General features: G+C 58.4%; 15 protein-coding genes and 1 CRISPR repeat array (1 of these 16 running past the window's edge). Of the genes, 10 read left to right on the forward strand and 5 right to left on the reverse strand.

Annotation, left to right across the window (positions count from 1 at the left end; genetic code table 11):
* Positions 1-551: a CRISPR direct-repeat array (repeat unit 31 nt; unit sequence GTCGCATCCTCACGGATGCGTGGATTGAAAC) (it extends 651 nt beyond the left edge of the window).
* Between the two features lie 213 nt (positions 552-764).
* Entirely contained in the window at positions 765-1,427 is a 663-nt protein-coding gene (locus LIO64_RS10445; RefSeq protein WP_290549386.1) for a tetratricopeptide repeat protein, read from the forward strand.
* Positions 1,428-1,488: 61 nt separating this feature from the next.
* The gene (locus LIO64_RS10450) at positions 1,489-2,382 is read left to right on the forward strand and encodes a phosphatidylserine decarboxylase (protein WP_290549387.1); all 894 of its coding nucleotides are present in this window, start codon (positions 1,489-1,491) and stop codon (positions 2,380-2,382) included.
* A 244-nt stretch (positions 2,383-2,626) separates the two neighbouring features.
* Here LIO64_RS10450 and rpe read toward each other — a convergent pair whose 3' ends face one another.
* Both rpe and leuS read right to left on the reverse strand, forming a co-directional pair.
* A complete protein-coding gene (rpe, locus tag LIO64_RS10455) occupies positions 2,627-3,280 on the reverse strand; it encodes a ribulose-phosphate 3-epimerase (protein WP_290549388.1) in 654 nt (217 codons plus the stop codon).
* Positions 3,281-3,305: 25 nt separating this feature from the next.
* Positions 3,306-5,879 carry a leucine--tRNA ligase gene (gene leuS / locus LIO64_RS10460; RefSeq protein WP_290549389.1) on the reverse strand — a complete coding sequence of 858 codons (2,574 nt, stop codon included), beginning with the start codon at positions 5,877-5,879 and terminating at the stop codon, positions 3,306-3,308.
* Between the two features lie 182 nt (positions 5,880-6,061).
* Between leuS and LIO64_RS10465 the strand changes: the two genes are divergently transcribed.
* Positions 6,062-7,744 carry a sulfatase gene (locus LIO64_RS10465; protein ID WP_290549390.1) on the forward strand — a complete coding sequence of 561 codons (1,683 nt, stop codon included), beginning with the start codon at positions 6,062-6,064 and terminating at the stop codon, positions 7,742-7,744.
* Between the two features lie 442 nt (positions 7,745-8,186).
* Here the strand turns inward: LIO64_RS10465 and LIO64_RS10470 are convergent, their stop codons facing one another.
* Entirely contained in the window at positions 8,187-8,936 is a 750-nt protein-coding gene (locus tag LIO64_RS10470) for a hypothetical protein (protein WP_290549391.1), read from the reverse strand.
* A 223-nt stretch (positions 8,937-9,159) separates the two neighbouring features.
* Here LIO64_RS10470 and nspC point away from each other — a divergent pair, with 223 nt between their 5' ends.
* Both nspC and speA read left to right on the forward strand, forming a co-directional pair.
* Complete coding sequence (nspC, locus tag LIO64_RS10475; protein ID WP_290549392.1) at positions 9,160-10,362, forward strand: carboxynorspermidine decarboxylase; 1,203 nt, start codon at positions 9,160-9,162, stop codon at positions 10,360-10,362.
* 23 nt (positions 10,363-10,385) lie between these two features.
* On the forward strand, positions 10,386-12,323 hold the full coding sequence (gene speA, locus LIO64_RS10480; RefSeq protein ID WP_290549393.1) for a biosynthetic arginine decarboxylase: 1,938 nt from the start codon (positions 10,386-10,388) through the stop codon (positions 12,321-12,323).
* A gap of 69 nt (positions 12,324-12,392) precedes the next feature.
* Here speA and LIO64_RS10485 read toward each other — a convergent pair whose 3' ends face one another.
* Complete coding sequence (locus LIO64_RS10485) at positions 12,393-13,487, reverse strand: site-specific integrase (RefSeq protein ID WP_290549394.1); 1,095 nt, start codon at positions 13,485-13,487, stop codon at positions 12,393-12,395.
* Between the two features lie 34 nt (positions 13,488-13,521).
* Here LIO64_RS10485 and LIO64_RS10490 point away from each other — a divergent pair, with 34 nt between their 5' ends.
* From LIO64_RS10490 to LIO64_RS10505, 4 genes are all read left to right on the forward strand, one after another.
* The gene (locus LIO64_RS10490) at positions 13,522-13,764 is read left to right on the forward strand and encodes a hypothetical protein (RefSeq protein WP_290549395.1); all 243 of its coding nucleotides are present in this window, start codon (positions 13,522-13,524) and stop codon (positions 13,762-13,764) included.
* A gap of 48 nt (positions 13,765-13,812) precedes the next feature.
* Complete coding sequence (locus LIO64_RS10495) at positions 13,813-15,951, forward strand: glycoside hydrolase family 2 TIM barrel-domain containing protein (RefSeq protein WP_290549396.1); 2,139 nt, start codon at positions 13,813-13,815, stop codon at positions 15,949-15,951.
* A 23-nt stretch (positions 15,952-15,974) separates the two neighbouring features.
* Positions 15,975-19,844, forward strand: a complete 3,870-nt coding sequence (locus LIO64_RS10500) for a glycoside hydrolase family 2 TIM barrel-domain containing protein (RefSeq protein WP_290549397.1) — start codon at positions 15,975-15,977, stop codon at positions 19,842-19,844.
* Between the two features lie 313 nt (positions 19,845-20,157).
* Entirely contained in the window at positions 20,158-22,734 is a 2,577-nt protein-coding gene (locus LIO64_RS10505; RefSeq protein WP_290549398.1) for a glycoside hydrolase family 2 TIM barrel-domain containing protein, read from the forward strand.
* Positions 22,735-22,770: 36 nt separating this feature from the next.
* Here the strand turns inward: LIO64_RS10505 and LIO64_RS10510 are convergent, their stop codons facing one another.
* Entirely contained in the window at positions 22,771-24,111 is a 1,341-nt protein-coding gene (locus tag LIO64_RS10510) for a replication-associated recombination protein A (protein WP_290549399.1), read from the reverse strand.
* Positions 24,112-24,288: 177 nt separating this feature from the next.
* Between LIO64_RS10510 and LIO64_RS10515 the strand changes: the two genes are divergently transcribed.
* Positions 24,289-25,929, forward strand: a complete 1,641-nt coding sequence (locus tag LIO64_RS10515) for a beta-N-acetylhexosaminidase (protein ID WP_290549400.1) — start codon at positions 24,289-24,291, stop codon at positions 25,927-25,929.
* The last annotated feature ends 133 nt before the right edge of the window (positions 25,930-26,062 follow it).

Below are 26,062 nucleotides of genomic sequence, written 5' to 3' on the forward strand. Positions count from 1 at the left end.
TCGCATCCTCACGGATGCGTGGATTGAAACGCAAACTGGCTCGTGGAAGTCCCCAGCATGCTCTGTCGCATCCTCACGGATGCGTGGATTGAAACCCATAATCAAAAGCGTGTAATGGTATGGTCAAACCGTCGCATCCTCACGGATGCGTGGATTGAAACAAGGCATCCATCACCAGCACGGCCAGGGCGCTCAGTCGCATCCTCACGGATGCGTGGATTGAAACTGTACCACGACATGCGCGCCTACATGGATGCACAGTCGCATCCTCACGGATGCGTGGATTGAAACAACCTTGATGCCGACCCGGAGCCAGACCCTCAGGTCGCATCCTCACGGATGCGTGGATTGAAACGCTCCAACACAAGATGGACCAATGTATTATTGCAAGTCGCATCCTCACGGATGCGTGGATTGAAACGGCGAAATTGTACTGGGCGCTGTCCACTCCATCCGTCGCATCCTCACGGATGCGTGGATTGAAACCAACGGGGTTGCAACGGGGGTTCCCAGCTCTTGCGTCGCATCCTCACGGATGCGTAGGATGGATGATTCAGTTGTCTTTTCTGGTTTGGGGATGGTGAGGGTTTTTCTGTTGATGAATCATGGTGTTAAATGTTTTTTAAGATGAGAGTTGAGTTGTTTACCGGGTAGTGTAGTCAAGAAAGGGAAGCTGTATACGGATGTTTCCTGTGGCATGGTGCATTTTTCCGTGTTCACAGTTGGTGTTGGAGGAGGTTGAGGTGATCCAATATAAAGATAACATGCACATAGACTGGTTGAATGATTTTTTGGAGTGGGCTCCTATTTTGCTGATGGTGCTGGTGGCGGTTATTTTTCTGGTGGCGTTGAAGTGGAAAAGCGAGAGGTTGAAAAAGTCTCTGGAGAAATGGAAGCGGCGAATAGCCCGGGAGGCGAAAGCCGGCCATCCCGAAGCCCAGTTCCGCCTGGGACGCATTTACCAGGAGGGGAACGACGTGAAGAAGGATCCTGACCGGGCGAAGGAGTGGTTCCATAAGGCACTACCCGGCTTGAAGCAGGAGGCGGAGGAAGGGAGCAGTGTTGCCGCCTTTTATCTGTACCAGTGTTTTCATGAAGGCCTGGGCGTGGAGAGGGAGGACACTCAAGCTCTGCATTGGCTGCAGTGTGCGGCGGAACTGGGCAGTCCTGAGGCCATGTTTGACCTGGCGCTGGAGTACCGGGAGGGAGGACTGGTGGAGAAGAACGGGGATTTGTTCATGCATTGGCTGCGGAAGGCGGCGGAAGAGGATGAAAAGGATGCCCAGTATCTGCTGGCCGCCTCCTATGAACACGGCAACGGAGTTCCCCAGGATGCCAATCTGGCACGGGTATGGTATGACCGTGCAGCGGCAGGAGCACCTCCCTCCGTGGATGATGATGCACGGGGGCGCAGGAAAGGGAGATAGGATAGCAGAGAGCGTCTTTCGGCTGGACAAAATGGGAAGCGGACGACACTCTAGGCGCTTCATGGAGGGTATACGCTATTACAACCGCTACACGGGCAGGGAAGAACGGGAGCAGGTGCTGGGAGAAAAGTACCTGCAATGGATTTACGGCACTTCCACGGGAAGGGCTGCTCTGCATGTCCTGATCAAGCGCGGCGTGTTTTCCTCCCTGCTGGGGTGGCTGAAGAACCGGCCTTCCAGTGCGCGGTCCATTCCCGCCTTTGTGGAAGAGTACGGGATCAATATGGAGGAGTCCCTCAAGGGGATGGGTGAATTCAAGCATTTCAACGATTTTTTCTACCGACGCCTGAAGCCGGGCGCACGCCCCCTCGCCGGAGGGGAGGAAACGGCTGTTTTCCCGGCGGATGCCCGGCACATGGGCTGGGAGCGCGCCGACCGCATCAGCGGCGTTTTTGTGAAAGGGCAGAGCTTTGACCTGCCGACTCTTCTGGGCAGCGTGGAGTTGGCTGAACGGTATGCGGAAGGGGCGGTGGTCTTGTCGCGCCTGTGCCCTACGGATTACCACCGTTTTCATTTTCCCGTTTCCGGTATTCCCGGCAGGTGGAGGAGAATGGGAGGTCCTTTGGCCAGCGTATCCCCTTATTGTTTGAGCAGGACACTTTCATGGCTTTGGACAAACAAGCGGAATCTGACGCTTATCCAGTCGGATTCCTGGGGACAGGTCGCCATGCTGGAGGTGGGCGCCACCGGCGTGGGTTTTATTGAAGAGACGTATGTTCCGGGAGAATTTGCCCCAAGAGGGGCGGAGAAGGGATATTTTGCGTTCGGCGGTTCCACCGTGATGTGCTTCTTTGAACCGGGCAGAATCAAGCTCGCTTCCGATCTGTTGGAAAAAACGGAAGAAGGTATGGAAATGTTTGCCCGTCAGGGAGATATGATGGGTAAAGTTGTTTAGTGCAGATATCCCGGGAGTGTAAATGGCATGGTCGCCAGATTATAAATCCGTTGACAGGTTGATATTCAGCTAGGCAACTGATGGCGTAGATATGGGGGATGTGTATAAAAATGCAGGCTTCACCGCCGCCGCAGAGCCTGAGCACGGTTTGACGAGTGAAAAAATCCGGCACTCCTTCGGGAATGCCGGATTTTTTAATGTTTCGGGATAACTAACCGGGCAGACGTTGGCGCTGCCGGCAAGGTTATTTCATTTCCGCAATGGCGCGGGCCATATCCGGCGCCTTGAAGGTGGAGGAGCCTGCCACCAGCACGTCCGCCCCGGCCAGGGCGCATTGGGCGGCATTGTCCCTGCCTATTCCCCCGTCCATCTGGATCAGGAAAGGGGCCTGGTATTCCGCACGCCATTCCGCCGCTTTTTCTACCTTCTCCAGCACGGAGGGCATGAAAGATTGCCCTCCAAAGCCCGGCACCACGGACATGACCAGCAGCAGATCTATGTTTCTCAGGAAGGGAACGACCGCCTCAAAAGGGGTGGCCGGATTGAGGGCCAGGCCGTTTTTCACCCCGGCTTTCCGGATGCGCCTGAGGGTCTCGGTTATGTAGTAGGGGTCTCCCAGTTCCACATGAAAGCAGATGAGGTCCACTCCGGCTTTTACGAAGCGATCAAAGTAGTGGTCCGGCCGCTCGATCATCAGGTGAGCATCCAGAAAGCGGTCCGGTCCCACCGCTTTTCTGACGGCGGCGCAGATTTCCGGACCAAAGGAGATGTTGTCCACAAAATGGCCGTCCATGATGTCCAGGTGCAGCCAGTCGGCACCGGAGTCAAAAGCGCGGCGCGCTTCCTCCCCAATGCGGGTGAAATCTGCTGCCAGCAGGGACGGGGCAATCATGGTCATGGGCTTGTGTTCCTTTCCGGGGATTTTAGTTGGCGACGATGTTGACCAGGCGGCCGGGCACGACGATGACCTTCCGCACGGTAACGCCGTCCAGGAAGACTTTCACCTTTGCAGAGGCCAGGGCCAGTTTTTCCAGTTCTTCACGGGAGATGTCCTTGGGCACTTCCAGTTTGTCCCTCAGTTTGCCGTTTACCTGGATGACGATGGGAACCGTGTTTTCCACCAGCAGGGCTTCATCACAGACAGGCCAGTTTTTCTGGCAGAGCTGCGTTTCCGCCAGGGAGGGGAAGCGTTCCTGCAGGCGGCTGTGGATTTCTTCCGTGATGTGCGGGGCAAAGGGATTCAACAGCGTCAGGAAGGTGTCGTAATCCTGCACGTCCACTACGTCTGCAGAGGTCATGGCGTTGGTGCATTCCATCATTTTGGCGATGGCGGTATTGAAGGACATGTCGTTGATGTCGTCCGTCACCTTCCTGATGGTCTTGTGCAGTTCCTTGCGCACGGGCAGCACGACGGCTTCCGGTACGTCCGCCGCAAGCTTGGGATTGATTTCCCATTCGCCTTCCTGGTTTTCCCGGAAGGCCACGCGCCAGACGCGGGCCAGGAAGCGGGAGATGCCTTCCACCCCCTTGGTGGCCCAGGGTTTTACGTCCTTGAGGGGGCCCATGAACATTTCATACATGCGCAGGGCGTCCGCGCCGTATTCGCGGACGATGTCGTCCGGGTTGACGACGTTGCCGCGGGATTTGGACATTTTCTGCCCGTCTTCTCCCAGGATCAGCCCTTGGTTGATGAGCTTCTGGAACGGCTCGTTCGTGGTGAGGAGGCCCAGGTCAAAGAGGACCTTGTGCCAGAAACGGGCATAAAGCAGGTGGAGCACAGCGTGTTCCGTGCCGCCCACGTATAGGTCCACGCCGCCGGGGTTGCCGGTGGAGCCCATCCAGTATTGTTCCGCGTCACGGCTGACGAAGCGCTGGGTGTTTTTCGGGTCCAGGTAGCGCAGGTAGTACCAGCAGGAGCCGGCCCACTGGGGCATTGTGTTCGTTTCACGGTGGGCCGTGGGCGTATAGGCAATCCATTCCGTGGCCTTGACCAGTGGGCCGCGGGGGTCCCCGGTGGGGGCAAAGTCGTCCAGGTCCGGCTGGAGCAGGGGGAGTTCTTCTTCCGGCAGGGCGCGGTGGCGGCCGTCTTCCCAGACGATGGGGAAGGGTTCCCCCCAGTAACGCTGGCGGGAGAAGAGCCAGTCGCGCAGCTTGTAGTTGACCTTGCGGCGGCCTTTGCCGTTTTCTTCCAGCCAGAGGATCATTTTTTCCTTGGCTTCCGGGGTAGGCAGGCCGGTCAGGAAGCCGGAGTTCACGCTGGTTCCCTCATAGCCGCAGAATCCGCGCCAGTCCATGTCTTCACTGGGAGGCTGAACCACCTGCAGGACAGGGAGTTTAAAGACCTGGGCAAAGGCGAAGTCGCGTTCGTCGTGGGCAGGAACGGCCATGATGGCTCCGGTTCCGTAGCCCATCAGCACGTAATCTGCAATCCAGACGGGTACCTGTTCTCCGTTGACGGGATTGACGGCATGGGCGCCGGTGAAAACGCCCGTTTTTTCCTTGGACAGGTCCGTGCGTTCCAGGTCGCTCTTGGTGGCGCACTGGCTGCGGTATTGTTCCACGGCTTCCTTCTGTTCCGGCGTGGTGATGGAGTCCACCAGCGGGTGTTCCGGGGAGAGAACCATGTACGTGGCTCCAAAGAGGGTGTCCGGGCGCGTGGTGTAAACGGTGATGGTTTCACCGCCCAGGGTGAAGTCCACCTCGGCCCCTTCCGATTTGCCTATCCAGTTGCGTTGAAGCAGCTTGATGGATTCCGGCCAGTCCAGGGGCTCCAGTTCGTCAATCAGGCGTTCCGCGTAATCCGTGATGCGCAGCATCCACTGGCGCAGGGGGCGGCGTTCCACATGGTGCCCCTTGGATTTCCATTCCTCCACTTCCTCATTGGCAAGCACGGTGCCCAGGTCCGGGGACCAGTTGACGGCCGCCTCCGCCACGTAGGCCAGGCGGCGCTGGTCGATTTCCTCCCGGCTCATTCCCTGGGCTTCCAGTTCGGAGACGGGGCGCGCCTTTTTCAGTTCCTTGTTATAATAGGAGTTGTAAAGCCGCAGAAAGATCCATTGAGTCCAGCGCACGTATTCGTGGTCCGTCGTGGCGATTTCACGGTCCCAGTCATAGGAAAAGCCCAGCATCTTGAGCTGGCGGCGGAAGTTGTCAATGTTCCTGAACGTGGTCACGGACGGATGCTGCCCGGTCTTAATGGCGTATTGCTCCGCCGGGAGGCCGAAGGAGTCCCAGCCCATGGGGTGAAGCACGTTGAAGCCGTTCATACGCTTGAAACGCGCTACGATGTCCGTGGCGGTGTACCCTTCCGGATGGCCCACGTGCAGCCCTGCGCCGCTGGGGTAGGGGAACATGTCCAGCACATAGTACTTGGGTTTGGACGCGTCAAAGCCCTCATCCCCGGGGTTGTTTACTTTAAAGGTCTTCCTTTCGTCCCAGATCTGCTGCCACTTGGGTTCAAAAACGTCAAAGGGATATGGTTTCTTGCGCTCGGACATGATGGGGAGGAATGTATACTCCACCCGCAGGCCAATCAAGCCTAAACCCGGCGGCGGACAGGTGCTTTCAGCGCTTCCCGGGGCAGGAAGTCATTTTATGGAAAAAAGGGGAAAGACCAGAGATTGTCTGGGCGTATTTTTAGGTTGAAAGGATTTTACTGACCATATAAATAATGATGACCATGAAGTTCACTGCCTGCCTTTTGGCCGCCGCGTGCGGCTTCCTCTCCCTGCCGGGCGTTTCTCATGCCCGGCCTGACGCCCAGCCCTCTTCCGGCGCAAAACCCAATATCATTGTGTTCCTGGTGGATGACATGGGCTGGCAGGATACGTCCCTGCCGTTCTGGACGGATGAACAGGGCAAGCCCATAAAGACTTTCCTGAACAAGCGTTACCGTACGCCGAACATGGAGAAGCTGGCCTCCCAGGGCATGATGTTTACGGATGCCTATGCACACCCCCTCTGCACGCCGTCGCGCGTGAGCCTGATGTCCGGCATGAATCCGGCACGGCATCGCGTGACCAACTGGGTCAGGCTGCAAAACCAGACGACAGACCAGAATAACAAGAATCTCCAGCCGCCTGACTGGGCCCTCAACGGCCTTCAACCGCTCGGAACGCCCGCCAAGGGAGTGACGAAGCGCCCCATTTCCGGGGAGGACATGCACTACAACATGACCCGTCCCTTTGCCACGGCGGCCACGCTGCCCCAGCTGCTGAAAAAGTGCGGCTACGTGACGGTTCACTGCGGAAAGGCCCATTTCGGCACGCAGGGAACGCCGGGCTCCAACCCGCTGAACATGGGGTTTGACTACAATATTGCCGGTACGGAAATCGGGCATCCGGCGGATTACCGCGGAGCCAAGCATTATGGAACCGGATTCAACCATGTGCGCGGACTGGATGAAAACAACTATTACCAGGATGATGTGTTCCTGACGGAAGCACTGACCCAGGAGGCCATCAAGAGGCTGGACGCCATCAGAAACAATCCCAAGGAAGCGGGCAAGCCCTTCTACCTCTACCTGGCCCAGTATGCCCTTCATTCCCCGCTGGATGAACGTGCCTATGACAAGAGGTTTGCGGATGCCTACAAGGACCCGCAGGACGGCCACCCGTGGTCCCAGAAGGAAAAACATTACTCCGGTCTGATCGAAGGAATGGACAAGAGTCTGGGAGACGTTCTGAAGTACCTGAAGGACAACAATCTGGATAAAAATACGGTGTTGGTGTTCATGTCTGACAACGGGGGACTGGCCCTCTCCGGAAGGCTTGGCAACGTGGATTCCAATTACCCGCTTGCCTTTGGCAAGGGAGGCTGCATGGAGGGCGGCATCCGCGAGCCGATGATCGTTTCCTGGCCGGGCGTCACCAAGGGAGGTTCCCGGTGCTCCGTGCCGGTCATCATTGATGATTTTCTGCCCACGCTGCTGGATATGGCGGGATGCAGGAATTTGAAAACGCCGCAGAAGCTGGACGGCCTCAGCCTGGTACCCCTGCTGAAAGGGGCGCACTTCCCCGCCGACCGCCCTCTTCTGTTCCACCAGCCCAACAACTGGGGGGAAGGCAGTCGTGAGGCGCGGCAGTACGGCTCTTCCACCGCACTGCGCCGGGGAGACTGGAAGTTGATTTACCGCCACGGGGACCAGAGTTTTGAATTGTACAATCTGCGGAAGGATATCAGCGAAAAGAAGAATCTGGCTTCCGCGGAACCGAAGAAAGTGAAGGAAATGGCTTCCATGATGGGCAAGCTGCTCCGGGAGAGGAAGGCCCTGATGCCTACTTATAAGAAGGATAATGAGCTGGGCGCCCCTGCGGGCAGTATGGTCCCCTGGCCTGATGAGGTAAAAGGCGCCAAAAAGTAATTTCCCTCAGCGGCGTTTTTTCATTTGGCTGTGGGCATGCCTCCCGGTTCCCGGATATGGGGAGGGAGGCATGCCTTTTTCCTGCAGGCGCGGCGTGTATTTTAGCCCGTGTTCCGGAAGTTCCGTTTCTGCCGGGAAGGGAAGCGTGCCCGGCTGGATGGGGCCGCTGTCGTTTGTTTGAAGAGAGAGGTGTGACGAGGGGGTATTCCCGCCTGTCCGGGGCATGAGGACGTTTTTTCAAGGGAAGCCGTTTTCCTACCCCCCTCCTCCGTGAAAGGAACGCGGGGTAAATGACTTTTCCCCTCCCTCCTTTGAGGTCCGGGGTATTCCCTGAAACGGGGCGCCCGGGAAGCATGAAAAAAACCGTCCCGCAGGATTTTTCCTGCGGGACGGTCCTGGTTTGACGTGTTGTCAGATCCTATCCCCGGAAGGGGAGGGTATTTTAAAAGTCGTCGGAAGCGGCGCTGTCCGTTGCCGTGGCGTCTTCCCCGCCTTCCGTGGTGGTGTCCGCGGCGGGCGTTTCATCCGTACCGGTGGCGTCTGCGTCGTCAGCAGGCGTTTCATCGGTAGCCTCAGGTTTCGGTGAAGGAGCGGCTGCGGGCTTGGCGGCGCCGGCTGCCGGGGCGGCTTCCTTGGGAGGAACGACCACCTTCACCGCCGGAGGTACCGGAACGGGCGTGCTCAGGCCGTCAGCCTTGCGGGTGCTGACGCGGAGGCCGTCCGCATAAGCCAGATTTTTCAGGATGGCATAGCCCAGGGCGGGAGCCCGGTCCGTCGTGTTGACCAGCATCTTGAAGTGGTTGTTGACGGACATCTTGCGTGCGTCTCTGCCGTTGCGGAAGGGAATAATGCCCACCAGGTTGCCGTCATTGTCAATGCAGAGCGCCCAGAAGGAGCGGTCCACCTGGATGAAGTATTGCGGACGGATGTAGTCCATGGTTTTCCATTCTGCCCCCTTGATGTATTCCTCCATGGCGCGGCGCGCATTGGCCGGCATGACGCCCCAGTCGGCGTAAACCCTGCTGGTCAGCGTTTCACGGCCGTTGTACCCGTGTACGGAAACGTTCTGGGCGGTAGCGAATTGACGGGCGTAGCTCTCGGGAGAGGTAGGTTGGCAAGAGCTGGTGAAGAGCGCTGCCCCGGCGGTCAGGATGCAGGCTGCTGTGGTTGTGAAGGGATGAATGTTAGTCATGGCAATCGCAATGGTTATGTTATAAAAGAGGAAAACACATCCCATTTCAAGGAAAAGAATGCAGGAAGTGTCGATTTGTGGCGTTTTTTGACGTTTCCGTTTCATCAGGCAACCGTGCGCCCGTGGCGGAATCCTTTTGTGTGTCTTGCCTTGAGGGTATGATGGGGAATTACTGAAATTTGTCTCGCAAATCGTTCTGAATCGCTTAGGTTGTGGTTGCTTCATGTCCGCCTTCGTCATCAGCCAGTCTGCCTTGGAACGCAACGCCCTTATCCTGAGGGACGTGGCGGATGCCGCCGGGTGCCGTGTGGTACTGGCCCTGAAAGGTTTTTCCTGCTGGCCCTGTTTTGACGTTCTGCGTCCCTGGCTGGACGGCTGCTGTGCGTCCGGCCTGTGGGAGGCACGGCTGGCCCGGCGCAGGTTTGGAAAGCACGTGCTGACGTATTCTCCGGCGTACGCTCCGGAGGAAGTGGCGGAGCTGGCGGAGATTTCCGACCACCTTGATTTTAACAGCCTGACACAGTGGGACCGCTTCCGCGGGGAGGTGATGCGGCATCCCCGCTTTCTTTCCGGAGAATTGAAGTGCGGCCTGCGCGTCAATCCCCGGCTTTCCACCGGCCATACGCCCCTGTATGACCCCTGTGCTCCCGGCTCCCGGCTGGGCGTTACGCCGGACATGATGCAGGGTGCGGATTTGTCCGGTATTTCCGGCCTTCATTTCCATACCCTGTGCGAGCAGGGCGCGGAGGACCTGGCGGCTACGCTTGGGGCGGTGGAACGGCTCTTCGGCCATATCCTATCCCGTCCGGAGATTACGTGGCTGAACATGGGGGGGGGCCACTGGATTACCCAGCCAGGCTATGACAGGAATCTGCTGGTGGAGCTCGTCCGCGCCATTCGTGAACGCTACGGCGTGGACGTATGGCTGGAACCGGGGGAAGCGGCCGCCATTCATACGGGGGTGCTCCGGTGCAGGGTGCTGGACATTTTTTCTTCGGAAGGGGTGGAGCATGCCATTCTGGATGTTTCCGCTTCCGCCCACATGCCGGATACGCTGGAAATGCCCTACCGCCCGGACGTGTTCCAGATCGTCAGGGACGCCTCCCTCCGTTCCGGGCAGCAGCCCGCCGTCCGGATGGAGGGGGAAAGCTATGCTCTGGCGGGGAATGCCGGGGAAAACGCCCATACGTACCGCCTGGGCGCGCCCACCTGCCTGGCGGGAGACCGGCTGGGGGATTATTCCTTCCCGGAACCCCTTGCCGCGGGCGACGAACTTGTTTTTGACGACATGGCGCATTATACCATGGTAAAGACTACATTTTTCAACGGCGTGCGCCATCCGGACATCGCCGTTCAGAAGAAGGACGGCTCCGTGGAGACGGTGCGCCGTTTTTCCTATGAAGATTTTGAAGCCCGCCTGGGCTAGAACATTTGACCAGACAGATTGACATGGCAGCAGCTAAAGAAGGCATCAAGCAGAAAGTCCGCGGGTGGAGTCATCATGATTCCGCTGATTTATACGGTATTGACGACTGGGGCAACGGTTACTTCCGGATCAACAAGAAAGGGGAGGTTACCGTGCGCCTGAACGACGAGGACGGCGGCAAGAAAGACATCAGCCTGTGCGACCTGCTGGAAGGATTGAAGGAGCGGGGCACCACCGTTCCCGTTTTGTTCCGGTTCCGCGACCTGCTGCGCAGCCGCATTGCGGAGCTGAACGAGAGCTTCCGCAAGGCGATCAAGGAGGCGGATTACCAGGGCAAGTACCAGGGCGTGTATCCCATCAAGGTGAACCAGCAGCGCCAGGTGGTGGAAGAGATTGCGGAGTTCGGCACCAAGTACGACTACGGCCTGGAAGCCGGTTCCAAGCCGGAGCTGATTGCGGCCATGGCGCACATGCACAACCCGAACGCGTACCTGATCTGCAACGGATACAAGGATGACGAGTTTATTGACCTGGCGCTGACGGCCCAGAAGATGGGGCTGAATATTTTCATTGTCCTGGAAATGCCGTCAGAACTGGACGCCATCCTGGACCGCGCCAGGAAGATGGACATCCGCCCCAACCTGGGCGTGCGCATCAAGCTGGCGGCCAAGGGGTCCGGCCTGTGGCAGGAATCCGCTGGGGACAAGTCCGTCTTTGGCCTGAACGCCGCCCAGGTGGTGGAGGTGGTGGACAAGCTCAAGCAGGTGGAAGCCCTGGACTGCCTGAAACTGCTTCATTACCATCAGGGTTCCCAGATTCCTAACATTTCCGTGGTGCGTGAAGGGCTGACGGAAGCCGCTCGCATTTATGTGGACCTGGTGAAGGAAGGCGCGCCGCTGGGCACGCTGGACATGGGCGGGGGGCTGGCCGTGGATTATGACGGCTCCAAGACGAATTTCCATTCTTCCTGCAATTATTCCATTGCGGAGTTCGCCCGTGACGTGGTGGAAGTGGTGGGGGACATGTGCACCAAGTATGAAGTACCGCATCCCACGCTGGTGACGGAATCCGGCCGGGCCGTGGTGGCCTATTATTCCGTGCTGGTATTCAACGTGCTGGATGTGACCAGCGCTCCGGGGGAGGAACCTCCGCCCGAATTGCCGGAGGATGCCCCGGAGCTGCTGAAGGCCTTTGCGGATACGGACCGGACCTTGGCCAGGAAGAATATGCAGGAGTGCTACAATGACGCCTGCTATTACCGGGACCAGCTGCGCGCCCAGTTCTTTTACGGGAACGCTACCCTGCGGCAGCGCGGGCTGGGAGAGGCCTATTACTGGCACATCCTCAGCCGCATTTCCCGCATGCTGGCGGAGATGGAAACCATTCCGGAAGACCTTCGGGAGCTTTCCTGCTCCATGGTGGACTTCTATTACGGCAATTTTTCCCTGTTCCAGTCCCTGCCGGATTCCTGGGCGATCCGCCAGCTTTTCCCCGTGATGCCTCTGCACCGCCTGAATGAACGGCCCACGAACAAGGCCGTGCTGGCGGACATCACCTGCGACTGTGACGGAAAGATAGACCATTTCATTGACCGTGAGGATGTGGCTACCGCCCTCCCCCTGCATGCCATCAAGCCCGGTGAGGAAGATTATTACATCGGCGTGTTTCTGGTAGGGGCCTATCAGGAAACCCTGGGGGACCTGCACAACCTGCTGGGGGATACGAACGTGGTGGGCGTGCACCTGGAAGGCGGCCGCCCCGTATATACGCATGAAGTGGAAGGAGATACGGTGGCAGACGTCCTTTCCTACGTGGAATATGATCCCAAGGAGCTGATCAACAAGTTCCGCACGTTTGCGGAACAGGCGGTGGCCAATGGGAAAATATCTCCGTCCCAGCGCCGGAGGGCCCTGGAAGTATTCCGTTCCGGCTTGAATGGATACACTTACTACGAGTTGTAAAAACTGCCCTTTTTCTGCGCCCGGGAATGGAAGACGCCTCCGGTTTTCCGGATGTTTCTTTCTTGCGGATTACGGCATCGGCGGTTCTTCCGGCGGGGTCGTTTCCGCAATGACCTTGGCCGGCGTCAGGTTCCAGAAGCGGTTGGCCGTCTGCGGGGAGATTCCCTTCATGTTCAGGTAGCGCGTGCGGAGCAGGGAAGAGGAGCGGTGCCCCATTTCCATTTGCAGCAGGTTGTAATCCTTGAAATGCTTGGCGTGATAGCTGGCGTAGGTATGCCGCAGGCAGTCCGGAACCCATGATTTTTTTCTGCCGCCCCAGCCTGCTTTTTTGCGGATTTTGCGCCATTTGATCGTCCAGCCCTTGGGGCATATGGGCGTGGTGGGGGTAGGCTTGGTCTTGTCCCGGCAGAATTTGAGCCATTTGGCAAGCACGGGCAGGATGGTGACGTGCCTGGCTCCTCCGGTCTTGGTGTGCTTGGAGTTCAGGATGACGCAGCCGTCCCGGATGGCGATGTTCTCCCAGAGCAGGCGTTCCACTTCCTGCGGGCGGATGCCCGCAAAAATCATCAGGGCCGCTCCCGCTACGCAGCCTCCGTCGAACTCATCCATGCATGTTTTGAGCAGCAGCGTTATCTCCTTCAGCGCGAGCGCTGGAATTTCCTGTTCTTTCAGGAAGGGGGTGTCTACGCGGAGGATGGGGTTTTCATCGCACCAGCCGCGCTTGACGGAGAAGGAGAAGATGCCGCTCAGGATCAGCCGCGCCTTGTGCCGCTGCCGGGACGTGGTGAAGGTAGTCATCAGGATGTTCTGGCACTCCTCCACGCTGAGGTTTCTGAGGGATGTCTTCTCCAGTTCCGGGTTGCTCTTCTTGAGCTTGTGGATGATGCTCCTGATGTCCGTCAGCGTTCGGGGACGGCGGTGGCTCTTGGAACGCAGGCATTCCACGGCCGCCGTGCCGAAGCTGACGGTATGGTGTTTGTTTTTGATGGCGTTCAGTCCCAGGGAAACGACTTCTCTGCACCGGGTAATGGTGCAGATTTCATCTCCCAGGGCTTCCTTGATTTCCAGTACCAGCCTTGCAGCCTGGATCAGGGTTACTGATTCCCCTTCCAGGAGTGCGGCTCCTACGTATTTCAACTTATTTGTGTTCGGTGCTTTTCTCATACTCATTCATCGTGTTTGTCTAAACACGGTTTTAATGAAAAAGGCCATCCTTATAGTAAAGAAAACTTATGCTTTCCATCGGAAAACGCGTAACCGTCAAGGATATGTTGTTACTTACGTTTTCTTTGATCCGATCGGAAATTTAAAGTTTCTGGTGGTTCATGAACCGAAAATGTTAGAAAGAAGGTTTATAATCTTTGAATATCAATGTGAAGAATATCCTGTTTTTAGCAATAAATATGAAATCGGGCGAGGAAAAAAAGATTCCGCAGGATGAAAGTAATTTACATGCCTGAACGTATGAGATAGACTGTACTGCTATACCGTGAACATCAGAATCCACTCATTCAATGTATCGTGCATCGGCTTGTGCTGTGCGCTGGGTTCCATCCTGGCGGCTGATGCCCGTGAGGTCTATCCCCTGACCGGCTCCTGGAATTACAGCTTTAATGGGAGTCCCGCCGAGAAAGTGACGGTCCCCCACACCTGGAACGCGTCTGATGCCGCTGACGGTGTGAACGGGAAGAAGGGGGATGCCAAATCCGTCAACAGCGATGTTTACCAACGTGGTCCCGCCGTTTATTCCCGCACTCTTCCGGTGACTCCAAAACCGGGCAAGAGGTATTTCATCCGCGGGGAGGGAGCCAGCATCGTTTCCGAGGTTTCCGTGAACGGAAAGCCTGCGGGCAAACATGAAGGGGCGTTCACGGCATTCTGTTATGAAATCACTCCTCTCCTGAACAATGGAGCCAATACGGTCTCCATTCTGGTGGATAATACGCAACGGGAGCATATCGCTCCCCAGCGCGGAGATTTTTCCATGTTCGGCGGCCTGTACCGGCCCATAGAGCTGATTGAGACGGACGGCGTCTGCATTGATCCCCTCTTTTACGCTTCCCCCGGCGTCTTCATCACCACGAAGTCCCTGGACAAGTCCCGCGCGGAAGTGGAGGTAAAGACCCTTCTGAATTCGGCCGGGAAGGCGGGAGAGGTGAGCGTGGCCGTGGAAATTCTGGACATGAAGGGCAGGAAGGTGGCCGGAAAGACGGTCAAGGCTTCTCCCGGAGAAAAGAAAAACATGGAAGTTCCCGTGACGCTGGCGATCGCCAATCCCGTGCTTTGGAATGCCACCAGGAATCCCTACCTCTACCAGGTGAAGACTTCCATCAGAACGGCGGACGGCCAGACGGATGAAATGGTGCAGCCTCTGGGGCTCAGGACCGTTTCCATCAATCCCAAGGAGGGCTTTGTCCTGAATGGCAGGACCATGCAGGTCAAGGGTGTCAGCCGCCACCAGGACGTGAAGGGCAAGGGCTGGGCGCTTTCCCCGGAAGATGAAATGCGGGATATCAAGATGATTGCGGACATGGGGGCGGATGGGCTGAGAACGGCCCACTATCCCGCCTCTGCCAACATTTACGACCTGTGCGACAGGGCGGGGCTGATCGTCTGGTCAGAAGTGCCCAACGTCAACCTGGTGAGGAACACCCCCGAATTCCGCGAAAACAACCGTCTCCAGGCCAGGGAAATGATTTACCAGCACTGGAATCATCCCTCCATCTGCATGTGGGGCATTTTCAATGAAATCGGCCATCAGGCGGAGGCTTCCACCAAGGGGGTGGACATGGAGGCGGAGCTGGTGGAATTGAACAAGTTTGTGAAGGAGACGGATCCCACCCGCATGACGGTGGGGGCCAGCAACCAGCCCGGCCGCAGGAAGCTGAACAATATTCCCGACCACATCGCGTTCAACAGTTATCCCGGCTGGTACGGCGGCGGCCCTGAAACGATGAAGGGCAACCTGAACGGTTTCATCAGGGATTACGGCGGCAAAATGGGCATCGCCATCAGCGAATACGGCCATGGCGCCAGCGTGGGCATGCATGAAAATCCGGCCGGACGTCCGTCGCCCACCGGGTTCTGGCATCCGGAGGAATGGCAGTCTCATGCCCATGAAATCAATTACAGGTGCATCAAGGAGCGCCCTGAAGTATGGGGTTCCTTCGTCTGGAACATGTTTGACTTCGGTTCCGCAGGCCGTTTTGAAGGGGAAAACCCCGGCATCAATGACAAGGGGCTGGTGACCTATGACCGCAAGACGCCCAAGGACGCCTATTTCTTCTACAAGGCCAACTGGAGCCCCCAGCCGACCGTTTACATCACGTCCCGCAGGTTTGCGGAACGCACGGAAAAGACGGTGCCCGTGAAGGTATACAGCAACGCTCCTTCCGTGAAGCTGACTGTCAACGGAAAGGCCGTGGGCAGCGTCAAGCCGGATGAATTCAAGCGCGCGGTCTGGCCCGAAGTGACCCTCAAGCCCGGCGTCAATACCATTATGGCCACGGCTGCGATGGGCGGAAAGACGTATTCGGACTCCTGCAGATGGACCTTGAAACCTTCCGGCGACGACGGGAAGAAGGGAGCTGAACGCTATCAGGACCCGGCCATCAAAAAATATAAATAACCATCTTCAACACCCTTGCCCAGATGAAAGCGGTACGAGCGTTTGTATGTTCCATGATGTGCCTGGTTACGGCCCTTCCCCTGCTGGGGGAGGCTCCGGACTGGGAAAATGAAGAAGTAACGGGGATCAACAAGGAAGCTCCCCGCGCCTCCATCCTTCCGGCTGCGGACAAGACGCTCAGCCTGAACGGTGACTGGAAATTCAAATTTTCCATGAAGCCGGGCGAGCGTCCCGTTGATTTCTTCAAGCCTTCCTATTCCGTGTCCGGATGGGATACGATCAAGGTGCCCTCCAACTGGCAGCTTTACGGCTACGGGACGGCCATTTACACGAACGTTCCGTATCCTTTCAAGCCGAATCCTCCCAAGGTGACGGAGGAGCCGCCCAAGAACTGGCCGGCGTACAAGGAGCGCAATTCCGTGGGTTCCTACCGCCGGGATTTCAACCTCCCCTCCTCCTGGAAGGGGGAACAGGTGATGATCCGGTTTGACGGGGTGGAATCCGCCTTCTACGTCTGGGTGAATGGCCGGAAGGTGGGTTATTCCCAGGATTCCTACACGGGCGGCGAATTTGACCTTACCCCTTATGTGAAGCCGGGCAGGAACACGATTGCCGTGGAAGTGTACCGCTGGAGCGACGGCTCCTATCTGGAAGACCAGGACTTCCTGCGCCTTTCCGGCATTTTCCGTGACGTGACCCTCTTCGCCCAGCCCCAGGTGCATGTGCGGGACTTGTTCCTGAAAGCGGGACTGGACGGGAAAAATTACACAACCGGAACTTTGAACGGAACCTTTACCATCCGCAATTCCGGTAAAAAAGACATTCCCGCCGGGATGAAGCTGGAATATTCCGTGGAAGGAATTTCCACCAACCTGAATTGGGAGGGCAAGAGCGGTTCCGGCCGTGTGCAGACAGACAACAAAGGCAAACTGGATTCCGGCACGCTGACGGTGCCGGCCATTCCCGCCGGAGGGGAAGTGCAGGTTTCCCTGAAAAAGGAATATCCCGGCGTGAAGCCGTGGACGGCGGAAACGCCCAACCTGTACAAGGTGACCTATTCCCTGAACGGGAAGGATCCCCGTTCCGTCAACATCGGGTTCCGTTCCGTGGAAATTGCTGAAAACGGTGCTGTGCTGGTGAACGGGAAAGCCGTCAAATTCAAGGGCGTCAACCGCCATGAAACGCATCCGGATTACGGGCGCGCCATTCCCCGGGAGGTGATAGAAAAGGACGTGCAGATCATCAAGGCGCACAACATCAACACCATCCGCTGTTCCCACTATCCCAACCACCCTTATTTCTACGACCTGTGCGACCGCTACGGCCTGTACGTGATGGATGAAGCCAACTGCGAAGCCCACGGCATCCGCAACAGCGGCATGGACGTCTCCAGAAAACCTTCCTGGAAGAAGGCGCATGTGGAGCGCAGCATGAACATGGTGCACCGTTCCAAGAACCATCCCTCCATCGTCTTCTGGTCCCTGGGCAATGAATCCGGCAACGGTCCCAACTTTGTGGCGGCCTCGGAAGCCATCAGGGCTTATGACGACACGCGTCCCCTCCATTACTGCGAATTCCCGCACGGGCACAAGGCCGTGGACATGGATTCCGCCATGTACCCGCCCGTGGACCGGGTGGAAAACTGGGGGAAGCAGAAAACTTCCCGTCCCTTCTTCGTCTGCGAATACGCCCATTCCATGGGGAATGCCCTGGGCAATTTCAAGGAGTACATGGAAGCCTTTGAATCCTCCCCGCGCATGGTGGGGGGGGCCATCTGGGACTTTGTGGACCAGTCCCTCCGCGCCAACCCGGCCGGCAACGGCATTTACAAGCCCGCACCCTTCAAGGGCGTGACGCAGGCGTACGGCGGCATGTTCGGGGACAGGCCCAACCAGGGCAACTTCTGCGACAACGGCATTATTCTGGGCAACCGGAACACCACGGCCAAAACGAAGGAAGTGAAGAAGGTGTACCAGTACATGGCCTTTGACCGCAAGGACGGCTCTCTGACCGTGCGCAACAAGTACTTCCACAAGCCTCTGAAGGGGTATACGCTTTACCTCGTCTCCCTCAAGCCGGGAAGCGGCCATGCCGTGGAGCGCATGGCGCTTCCGGAAGTGGCTCCCGGCAAGTCTGCGACGGTCAGGCTGCCTTCCGCCGCCATGCAGTCCGGCTCCCTGATGGTTCTGGCGGATGCCCGGTTCAAATTGCCGGAAGATGTGAAGGAGCTTTCAGCCAGGCAGCTGGAACATGTGGTGGATGAATGCGAGGCTTATGAGTGGTTCCCGGCATCCGTGGAGAAGAAAGCCTCCGTGAAAGCTCCGGCGGCGCTGCCCGCCGTCTCCGTGCGCCAGGGGAACCCCGTGGTGGTGCAGGGCAAGGGCTTTTCCGCCTCCTTTAAGGACGGGATGCTTTCCGCCCTCCGGTACGGCAGCCAGGACCTGATTCTGCCGGACTATCCGGTAGCGCTCCAGGCGTACCGTTCCCCCGTGGACAATGACTCCTGGATCAGGAGCAAGGTGGAAGGGAAGATGAAGATGCAGAATATGAAGGCGGAATATTCCAACGTGAAGGCCGCCGTCATTTCCCCCGGCGTGGCCCGCATTACGGCGGAATTCCGGACGAAGGGCTCCGATCCTTCCTTCTCCGGGGAGGTTGCCTGGACGGTTTTCGGCAACGGCATCATCAATGCCTCCGTCAGGATGTATCCCTCCGCGAAGGGAGAGGAACTTCTCCGGCTGGGCGTCACCTTTGGAATGCCAGCCGCTTATGACCAGGTGGAATACCTGGGACTGGGACCCTGGGACAACTACCGGGACCGCCGCACCTCCTGTTGGAAGGATGTGTTCCAGACCTCCGTGGATGACATGTTCTTTGCCTATTCCCGTCCGCAGGACATGGGCAACCGCATGGAGACGGACTGGGTGGCCCTGTCCAGGCCCAAATCCGCTCCGGCGTTGTGGGTGGGGTCCGCTTCCTCCAAAGCTCCGCTGGAAGTCTCCATCCTGCGCTATACTCCAAAAGAACTTAACAATGCCAAAAGCCTGGACCGTTTGCCGGAAAAGAACAAGGTGATCGTGAATCTGGACGCCTTCCAGATGGGGCTGGGCGGGGCTTCCTGCGGCCCCCGCCCCCTGGCCAGGTACCAGACGCTGAGCGAGGCTACCTCCCTGGGCTTTGTGTTGGCCCCCACGTCCGCCCTGCTGAACCTGGCGCGTACGGGATTGGGCGTGCCCCATTCCCCCGTGATCGAACGCGACGCGGACGGCATGGTCAGCCTGGTTTCTTCCACGCCCGGAGTGGAGATGAAGTACTCCGTCAACAAGGGACCGGAAAAAACGTACAGCCAACCCTTCAAGCTGCCTGAAGGGGTAGTCAGGGCGTGGGCTTCTGCCGGAAAATCCGGCAAAACGGCCCCCACCTCTCCGGGAGAGCGGGAGTTTTCCCTCATCAAGGGGCAGCGTGATTGGAAGATTCTCAGCGTTTCCTCGGAAGAACCGGATACCGGGTTCGCCCACTTCGCCATTGACGGAAATCCGGATACCTACTGGCATACTTCCTACACCAACGGCCTGCCGGGTTTCCCCCATTCCATTGCCGTGGACATGGGCGCCAAAATGAAGTTCACCGGATTTATCTATACGCCCAGAATGGACAAGGACAAGGGCCTCATCTCCCAGTATTCCTTCTCCATCTCCGACGACGGGAAAAACTGGAAAGAAGTCAAGAAGGGGCAGTTCACCTACCATTACATCCGGAAGGACCCGGCCGTGCAGCGCATCGACTTCGGTTCTCCCGTGGAAGCCCGCTATTTCAAGCTGGACGCCCGGTCTCCGGTGAAGGGCGGCGAGCAGAGCGCCACCGTTGCTGAACTGAATATTATCACGCAGTGAGGATAGGGGGAAAATAACCGCAGCCTGTTTCATGGACTGCCTTCTTTCCGAAGGATCTAGCTTCCAGCTGGATCCTTCGGCCTGTGCAGAAGAAGAAGCTACTGAGTGAAGGGGCATTGTTCCTCTTTCCAATTTAGTCCGGGGGTTACAAGGGCCGGGAGGCCCTTGTTCCCAGCCGGCGGTTTTTAGATGGTCCGGAGTATGGGCGGCGGCAGGACGCGTAAGGTAATTTCTCTTTTATCGTCATCACAGAAAAACGACAGGTAAAAATTTCTTGATGAAAGAAACTCCGGCGCCGCATGGTAGGATGGACATGTCTGCAAGAGCCGCATTTTTTTCAAGAATGGCCGTCCTGTTCCTGGGCGTGGCCGGAACACAGGTTTTTTCCGCCGGAACGGAGGAACGACCTGCTTGCAGCAGGATGGTCTGGAACCGCGGCTGGGAGTTCCGGCTGGAGGACGAGCCCGGAAAGGGGGACTGGCGGACGGCCCATCTTCCCCATACGTTCAGCCTCCCCTATTTCATGTCCGAGTCCTTTTACACGGGACGCGGCTCCTACCGAAAGAAGCTCGTGGTGCCGGAGGAATGGAAGGGTCTCAAGGTTTTTCTGGATTGCGGAGCCGCATTCCAGGTTGCAGAGGTGAGGGTGAACGGAAAGCCGGCAGGGAGCCATGAAGGGGGCTATACGGCGTTCCGGACGGACCTGACGCCGTTTCTGAATCCGGGGGAGAATTGGGTGGAGGTGCGCGTGGACAACCGATGGAACCCCCGCATTGCCCCGCGGGCCGGGGAGCATGTCTTTTCCGGCGGCTTGTACCGGAACGTGCATCTGCACGTGTGCTCCCCCGTGCATATTCCCGCACACGGCGTCTGGGTGCAGACGCCGGAAGTGACGCCTGCCTGCGGGAAGGTCCGCATTCTCACGGAGATAAGGAATGATTCCCGGCAAATGAGAAAATTGGTGGTGCGCCACACCGTTCGCGAGGACAAGGGCGGCCGCGTGGTGTTGCGCGGGGAAACGCCCGTAGAGCTGGGCGCGGGAAATACGGACCGGATCCGGACGGACCTGCCCCCGCTGGCCTCTCCCAACTTGTGGAGCCCGTCCGCTCCCGGCCTGTACCGCGTGCAGACGGAACTGGTGGATGCGGAGGGCGTGGTGCTGGACCGGGCCGAGAATCCGCTGGGCTTCCGTTCGCTGGAGCTTACGGCGGACCGGGGAATGCTGATTAACGGAACCCCCGTTTATCTTCAGGGGGCCAATGTGCACCAGGACCATGCGGGGTGGGGGGACGCCGTGACGGACGCCGGGGCCCGCCGGGACGTGCTCCTGATGAAGGATGCCGGCTTCAATTTCATCCGGGGGTCCCATTATCCCCATTCCCGGGCTTTTCTGGACGCCTGCGACCGGATAGGCATGTGCATGCTGAATGAAGGTATTTTCTGGGGCATGGGCGGCTTCAAGGAACATGACAGGTACTGGAATTGCGACGCCTACCCCTCCGACGGGAAGGACCGCGCCGCATTTGAGGAAAGCTGCATGCGCCAGGTGAGGGAAATGGTGCTGCAATTCCGGAACCATCCTTCCATCGTGATCTGGAGCATCAGCAACGAACCGTTTTTCACCAGGCACACGCCGGAGGCCAGGGCCCTGTGCAGGAAGCTTATTGCCCTGGTGAAGGAACTGGACCCGTCCCGCCCCGTATGCGCAGGGGGCGGCCAGCGCGGAGATTTTGACAAGCTGGGGGATATGGCCGCCTTCAACGGGGACGGTTCCCACGTAAAAACGCCCGGAAGGCCCAGCATGGTGACGGAGTATGGTTCCGTAAGCTGCAAGAGGCCGGGAGCGTACGCGCCGGGCTGGGGGGACATGGCCGGGGACAAAAAGGCGGGGGTGCTCCATCCCTGGCGCGTCGGGGAGGCGGTGTGGTGCGGGTTTGACCACGGCAGCATCTGGCCCTCCGGCGGCCGCATGGGCATTGTGGATTATTTCCGCATTCCCAAGCGTGCCTGGTACTGGTACAGGAATGAGCTCCGGAACGTTCCCCCGCCGGAATGGCCGGTGGAAGGAACGCCGGCCCAGGTGAAACTATCTGCGGACAAGAAGGTTATCAGCCCGGCGGATGGTACGGACGACGTGCATGTGACCGTCAGGGTGGCGGACGCTTCCGGCAGGCCGCTTGCCAATTCCGTTCCCGTGACGCTTTCCGTGGAGTCCGGCCCCGGGGAATTCCCCACCGGCAAGAGCATTACCTTCACGCCCGGAACGGATATCGACCTCATAGAAGGGTGCGCGGCTATTGAGTTCAGGGCCTATTATGCGGGAGAAACCGTCATCATGGCGTCTTCCCCCGGATTGAAGGGAGACCGCATCCGGATCGTTTCCCGGAATGCCCCGGCATATGTGGCGGGAAGGAGTGCGGAAACGAAGGAAAGGCCCTACAAGCGTTTCTCCGCGCAGGAAAGGGATGCCCAGCTGGCGCGGCATGGACAGTCCGGAACGGGAGAACGGGCGAACCTGGCTGCATTGAGGCCTTGTTCCGCTTCTTCCGGCATTCAGGATGCCATGAAGGCGTCAGACGGCGACGGCACTTCCTCCTGGTTGCCGGCGGCGGAAGACCAGGCGCCATGGTGGCAGCTGGACATGGAGTTTGAATTCCGCCTGGACCGGGTGGAGGTGAAAGCCGCCGGAACCTGGAAAGGGAAGGCCCCCGTGGTGCAGATCAGCAGGGACGGCAAAACGTGGAAGGAGGTCAAAGCCGTTCTTCTCAGGGACGGAGAGGGGCTGGATGCTACGTGTCCGGAGGATTCCGTTGCCAGGTACGTCCGCATCCGGCTGGCTCCGGGCCAGGGGATTGCGGAAGTGGCCGTATGGCCGGCTGCCTCGGCATGAAAGATGCCTCTTCTACGGAGAGGGCGGGTTTTCTTCTCACCCCCTCCGCGTGCCGGAGGTTCCGGAATCCTCTTCCGCCCGCTGGCGGCGCAGTTTGTCCCAGTAGGCCAGGCGCTTGTTGATTTCCCGCTCAAAGCCGCGTTCCGGCGGTTTATAGAACTGGCGGCGGGGCATCTTGTCCGGAAAGTAGTTCTGCCCGGAGAAGGCCTCCGGCGCATCGTGGTCGTAGGCGTAATCCTTCCCGTAGCCCAGTTCCTTCATCAATTTGGTGGGTGCGTTCAGGATGTGCGCCGGCGGCATCAGGGAGCCGTGTTCCCTGGCCGCCTTCCGGGCCGCGCTCCATGCGGTATAGGCGCTGTTGGATTTGGGGGCGCAGCCCAGGTAAATGACCAGTTCCGCAATCGCCAGCTCCCCTTCCGGAGAGCCGAGGCGTTCATACGCGTCCCATGCGGCGATGGCCATGGGCAGCGCGGCGGGGTCTGCCAGGCTGATGTCCTCCATGGCGAAGCGGGTCAGGCGGCGCAACAGGTACAGGGGATCTTCTCCGCCCTGGAGCATGCGTGCTGCCCAGTACAGGGCCGCGTCCGTATCGGAGCCGCGCAGGGATTTGTGCAGGGCGCTGATCAGGTTGTAATGGCCCTCCCGGTCCTTGTCGTAAACCGGGGCGCGCTGCTGGACGATTTTCAGCAGGGCGGCCGTGTCCAGCGTCTCTTCAGGCTTGCAGAGGTCAAAAACGCTTTCCATCAGATTGATCAGGTAGCGGCCGTCGCCGTCCGCCAGTTCAATCAGGGTGGAGCGCGCCTCCGGTGCAAGCGGCAGCTTGCGCTGAAGGAGGGATTCCGCCCGCTGAATGATGTTTTCCAGGGCAGGAGCGTCCAGGGAATGCATGACGAAGACCTTGCAGCGCGACAGAAGGGCGCTGTTCAGTTCAAAGGAGGGGTTTTCCGTGGTGGCTCCCACCAGCGTGACTGTTCCGTTTTCCACATACGGCAGAAAGCCGTCCTGCTGGGCGCGGTTGAACCGGTGGATTTCATCCACAAACAGGAGGGTGCCTTCCCCGTATTCCCTCCGTTTGGAGGCTTCGTCAAAGGCTTTCCTCAGATCAGCCATGCCGGAGAAGACGGCGGAGAGCGCTACGAAGTACATGGACGTGCGCGTGGCCAGGATGCGTGCCAGCGTGGTTTTTCCGCATCCGGGCGGTCCCCACAGGACAAAGCTGGTCAGCTTGCCGGAATCCGCCATGAGACGGATGGGACCTCCCTCTCCCAGCAGGTGGTCCTGGCCCACGATTTCCTCCAGGGAGGACGGTCGCAGGCGGTCTGCCAGGGGACGGTCCGCAAAGGCGGCAAACAGGCCCGGCGCATCGTCTTTTTTCATGCTGTTCATCATACGCCGCGGGGGAAAGGAAGACAAGGGGCGGATTATGGCATTCCGTGCGGCCGCCGCAGGCTGGCGCGTCATGGAGGGGAAGTTCTCCGCGCCGTTTTTGCGGGGATGGAGAAAAGGCGGAAAGAAAAGAAAGACTTCCGGAAAAAGCGGTGTATGATAAGCGTCATGTTGCATGCTGTTTCCCATGTATTCCTTATCCTTCTTTCCGGCGTTTGCTGCATGCCCGTGCATGCGCAGGACCAGATCATTCCCCGGCCCGTGTCCGTCAAGATCGGGGATGGGAATGAGGCAACCCCCGTGAAACTGGATTCCGGCACGCGCATCGCCTGCCGGGAGAAGGATGCCGGGTTCCAGCGGCAAACCCGCCTGTTGCAGCAGTTTTTGTCAGACGGAACAGGGCTGCCCCTGAAAGGGGAGGGGGGAACGGGAATCATCCGCATTGAGAAGGATGACTCCCTGAAGCAATACGGACCGGAGGCGTACCGTCTGGAAGCGGCGCCCGGGCGCATCGTCGTCAAGGCGGCCACGCCCAAGGGGGTCTATTATGCCGGGCAGAGCCTGGCGCAGATGCTGCCTGCCGCTTTTTTTGACCCTGGCGCAGACAAGGGGGCCGTAAGCTGGAAGGTGGCGGAGAAGCCTTTTTCCATGCTGGATTATCCGCGGTTTGCATGGCGCGCCTTCATGCTGGATGAAGCGAGGCATTTTTTTGGAGAAGAGGAGGTAAAGAGGCTGATTGACCAGATGGGGCTTTTGAAAATGAACATCCTGCACTGGCATTTGTCCGACGATGGCGGATGGCGCATCCAGATTAAAAAATACCCCAAGCTGACGACCGTGGGCAGCAGGCGCAGGGACACGGAGATAGAAACATGGGGGAGCGGAAAGTACGAAGGCAAGCCCCATGAAGGCTTTTACACGCAGGAGCAGATCAGGCGCATCGTCCGTTATGCGGCTGACCGGAACGTGACGATTGTTCCGGAAATAGATGTTCCGGGGCATTCCGCCGCCGCCATCGTCTCCTATCCGGAACTGAAATTGTCCGCCAAGCCTCTGGCGGAGGTTCCCGTCAGCTTCAATGACGGAGCCGCGTTTGATCCCACCAGCGAGCGCACCTACCAGTTCCTGGGGGATGTCATGACGGAGCTGGTTTCCCTGTTTCCCGGCGGCATCATCCACATTGGCGGTGACGAGGTGCGGTACAAGAAGTACTGGGAAGGCGTTCCCCATATTGAGGCATTCATGAAGAAGAAGGGCATCAAGACCTATCCGGACCTTCAAATCATGTTTACGAACCGGATTTCCGCCATGCTGGCGAAAAAAGGGTGCCGCGTGATCGGGTGGAATGAAATCCTGGGCTCCGACGTGCATCATGACGGCGGCCAGGGGGCGGCGCTGGGCAAGCTGGACGGGAAGGCCATTATCCATTTCTGGTACGGGTCTGAAAAGATTGCCGCCAGGGCCATCAAGGACGGCCACCAGGTGGTCAATTCCACGGCCGCCATGACGTATATAAACAAGGACTATCAGAAAATCCCCTTGTCCAAATCCTATTCCTTTGAACCTGTTTTTGCAGGGCTGAAGCCTGAACACCAGCGCAACGTCATCGGCCTGGGCTGCCAGGTATGGACGGAATGGATTCCGGATGTGGAAAAACTGCACCGTCATGTTTTCCCCCGTATCGCCGCTTATGCGGAAACGGGCTGGACCCGGAAGGAAGACAAGGATTTTCAGGATTTCCAAAGGCGTTTGCCGGGTTATGAGAAGATTCTGGATGCCTTGAATATCAAGCATGGAGAAGAGAAGTAAGTGACTGCTCCGCCATGGCCATGTTTCCATGGACGGGCGCTGTTTTTCAGGGAAGTCCATTGGGATTTTCTGCTCCGGATGGTCCGTGCGATCTGTATGGACGGGGTTCTCCGTGGATGAAAATGAAGGAGGG

It is taken from the genome of Akkermansia sp. (assembly GCF_020860705.1).
Taxonomy (GTDB): Bacteria; Verrucomicrobiota; Verrucomicrobiia; order Verrucomicrobiales; family Akkermansiaceae; genus Akkermansia.

Bases quoted from the DNA above. Each gene is read 5' to 3' on its own strand.
- LIO64_RS10505 (WP_290549398.1), top strand. From the start codon at position 20,158: ATGTCTGCAAGAGCCGCATTTTTTTCAAGAATGGCCGTCCTGTTCCTG.
- rpe (WP_290549388.1), bottom strand. From the start codon at position 3,280: ATGACCATGATTGCCCCGTCCCTGCTGGCAGCAGATTTCACCCGCATT.
- nspC (WP_290549392.1), top strand. From the start codon at position 9,160: ATGTCCGCCTTCGTCATCAGCCAGTCTGCCTTGGAACGCAACGCCCTT.
- LIO64_RS10515 (WP_290549400.1), top strand. From the start codon at position 24,289: ATGTTGCATGCTGTTTCCCATGTATTCCTTATCCTTCTTTCCGGCGTT.
- LIO64_RS10510 (WP_290549399.1), bottom strand. From the start codon at position 24,111: ATGAAAAAAGACGATGCGCCGGGCCTGTTTGCCGCCTTTGCGGACCGT.
- LIO64_RS10445 (WP_290549386.1), top strand. From the start codon at position 765: ATGCACATAGACTGGTTGAATGATTTTTTGGAGTGGGCTCCTATTTTG.
- speA (WP_290549393.1), top strand. From the start codon at position 10,386: ATGGCAGCAGCTAAAGAAGGCATCAAGCAGAAAGTCCGCGGGTGGAGT.
- LIO64_RS10500 (WP_290549397.1), top strand. From the start codon at position 15,975: ATGAAAGCGGTACGAGCGTTTGTATGTTCCATGATGTGCCTGGTTACG.
- LIO64_RS10470 (WP_290549391.1), bottom strand. From the start codon at position 8,936: ATGACTAACATTCATCCCTTCACAACCACAGCAGCCTGCATCCTGACC.
- LIO64_RS10490 (WP_290549395.1), top strand. From the start codon at position 13,522: ATGAAAAAGGCCATCCTTATAGTAAAGAAAACTTATGCTTTCCATCGG.
- LIO64_RS10450 (WP_290549387.1), top strand. From the start codon at position 1,489: ATGGAGGGTATACGCTATTACAACCGCTACACGGGCAGGGAAGAACGG.
- LIO64_RS10465 (WP_290549390.1), top strand. From the start codon at position 6,062: ATGAAGTTCACTGCCTGCCTTTTGGCCGCCGCGTGCGGCTTCCTCTCC.
- LIO64_RS10485 (WP_290549394.1), bottom strand. From the start codon at position 13,487: ATGAGAAAAGCACCGAACACAAATAAGTTGAAATACGTAGGAGCCGCA.
- leuS (WP_290549389.1), bottom strand. From the start codon at position 5,879: ATGTCCGAGCGCAAGAAACCATATCCCTTTGACGTTTTTGAACCCAAG.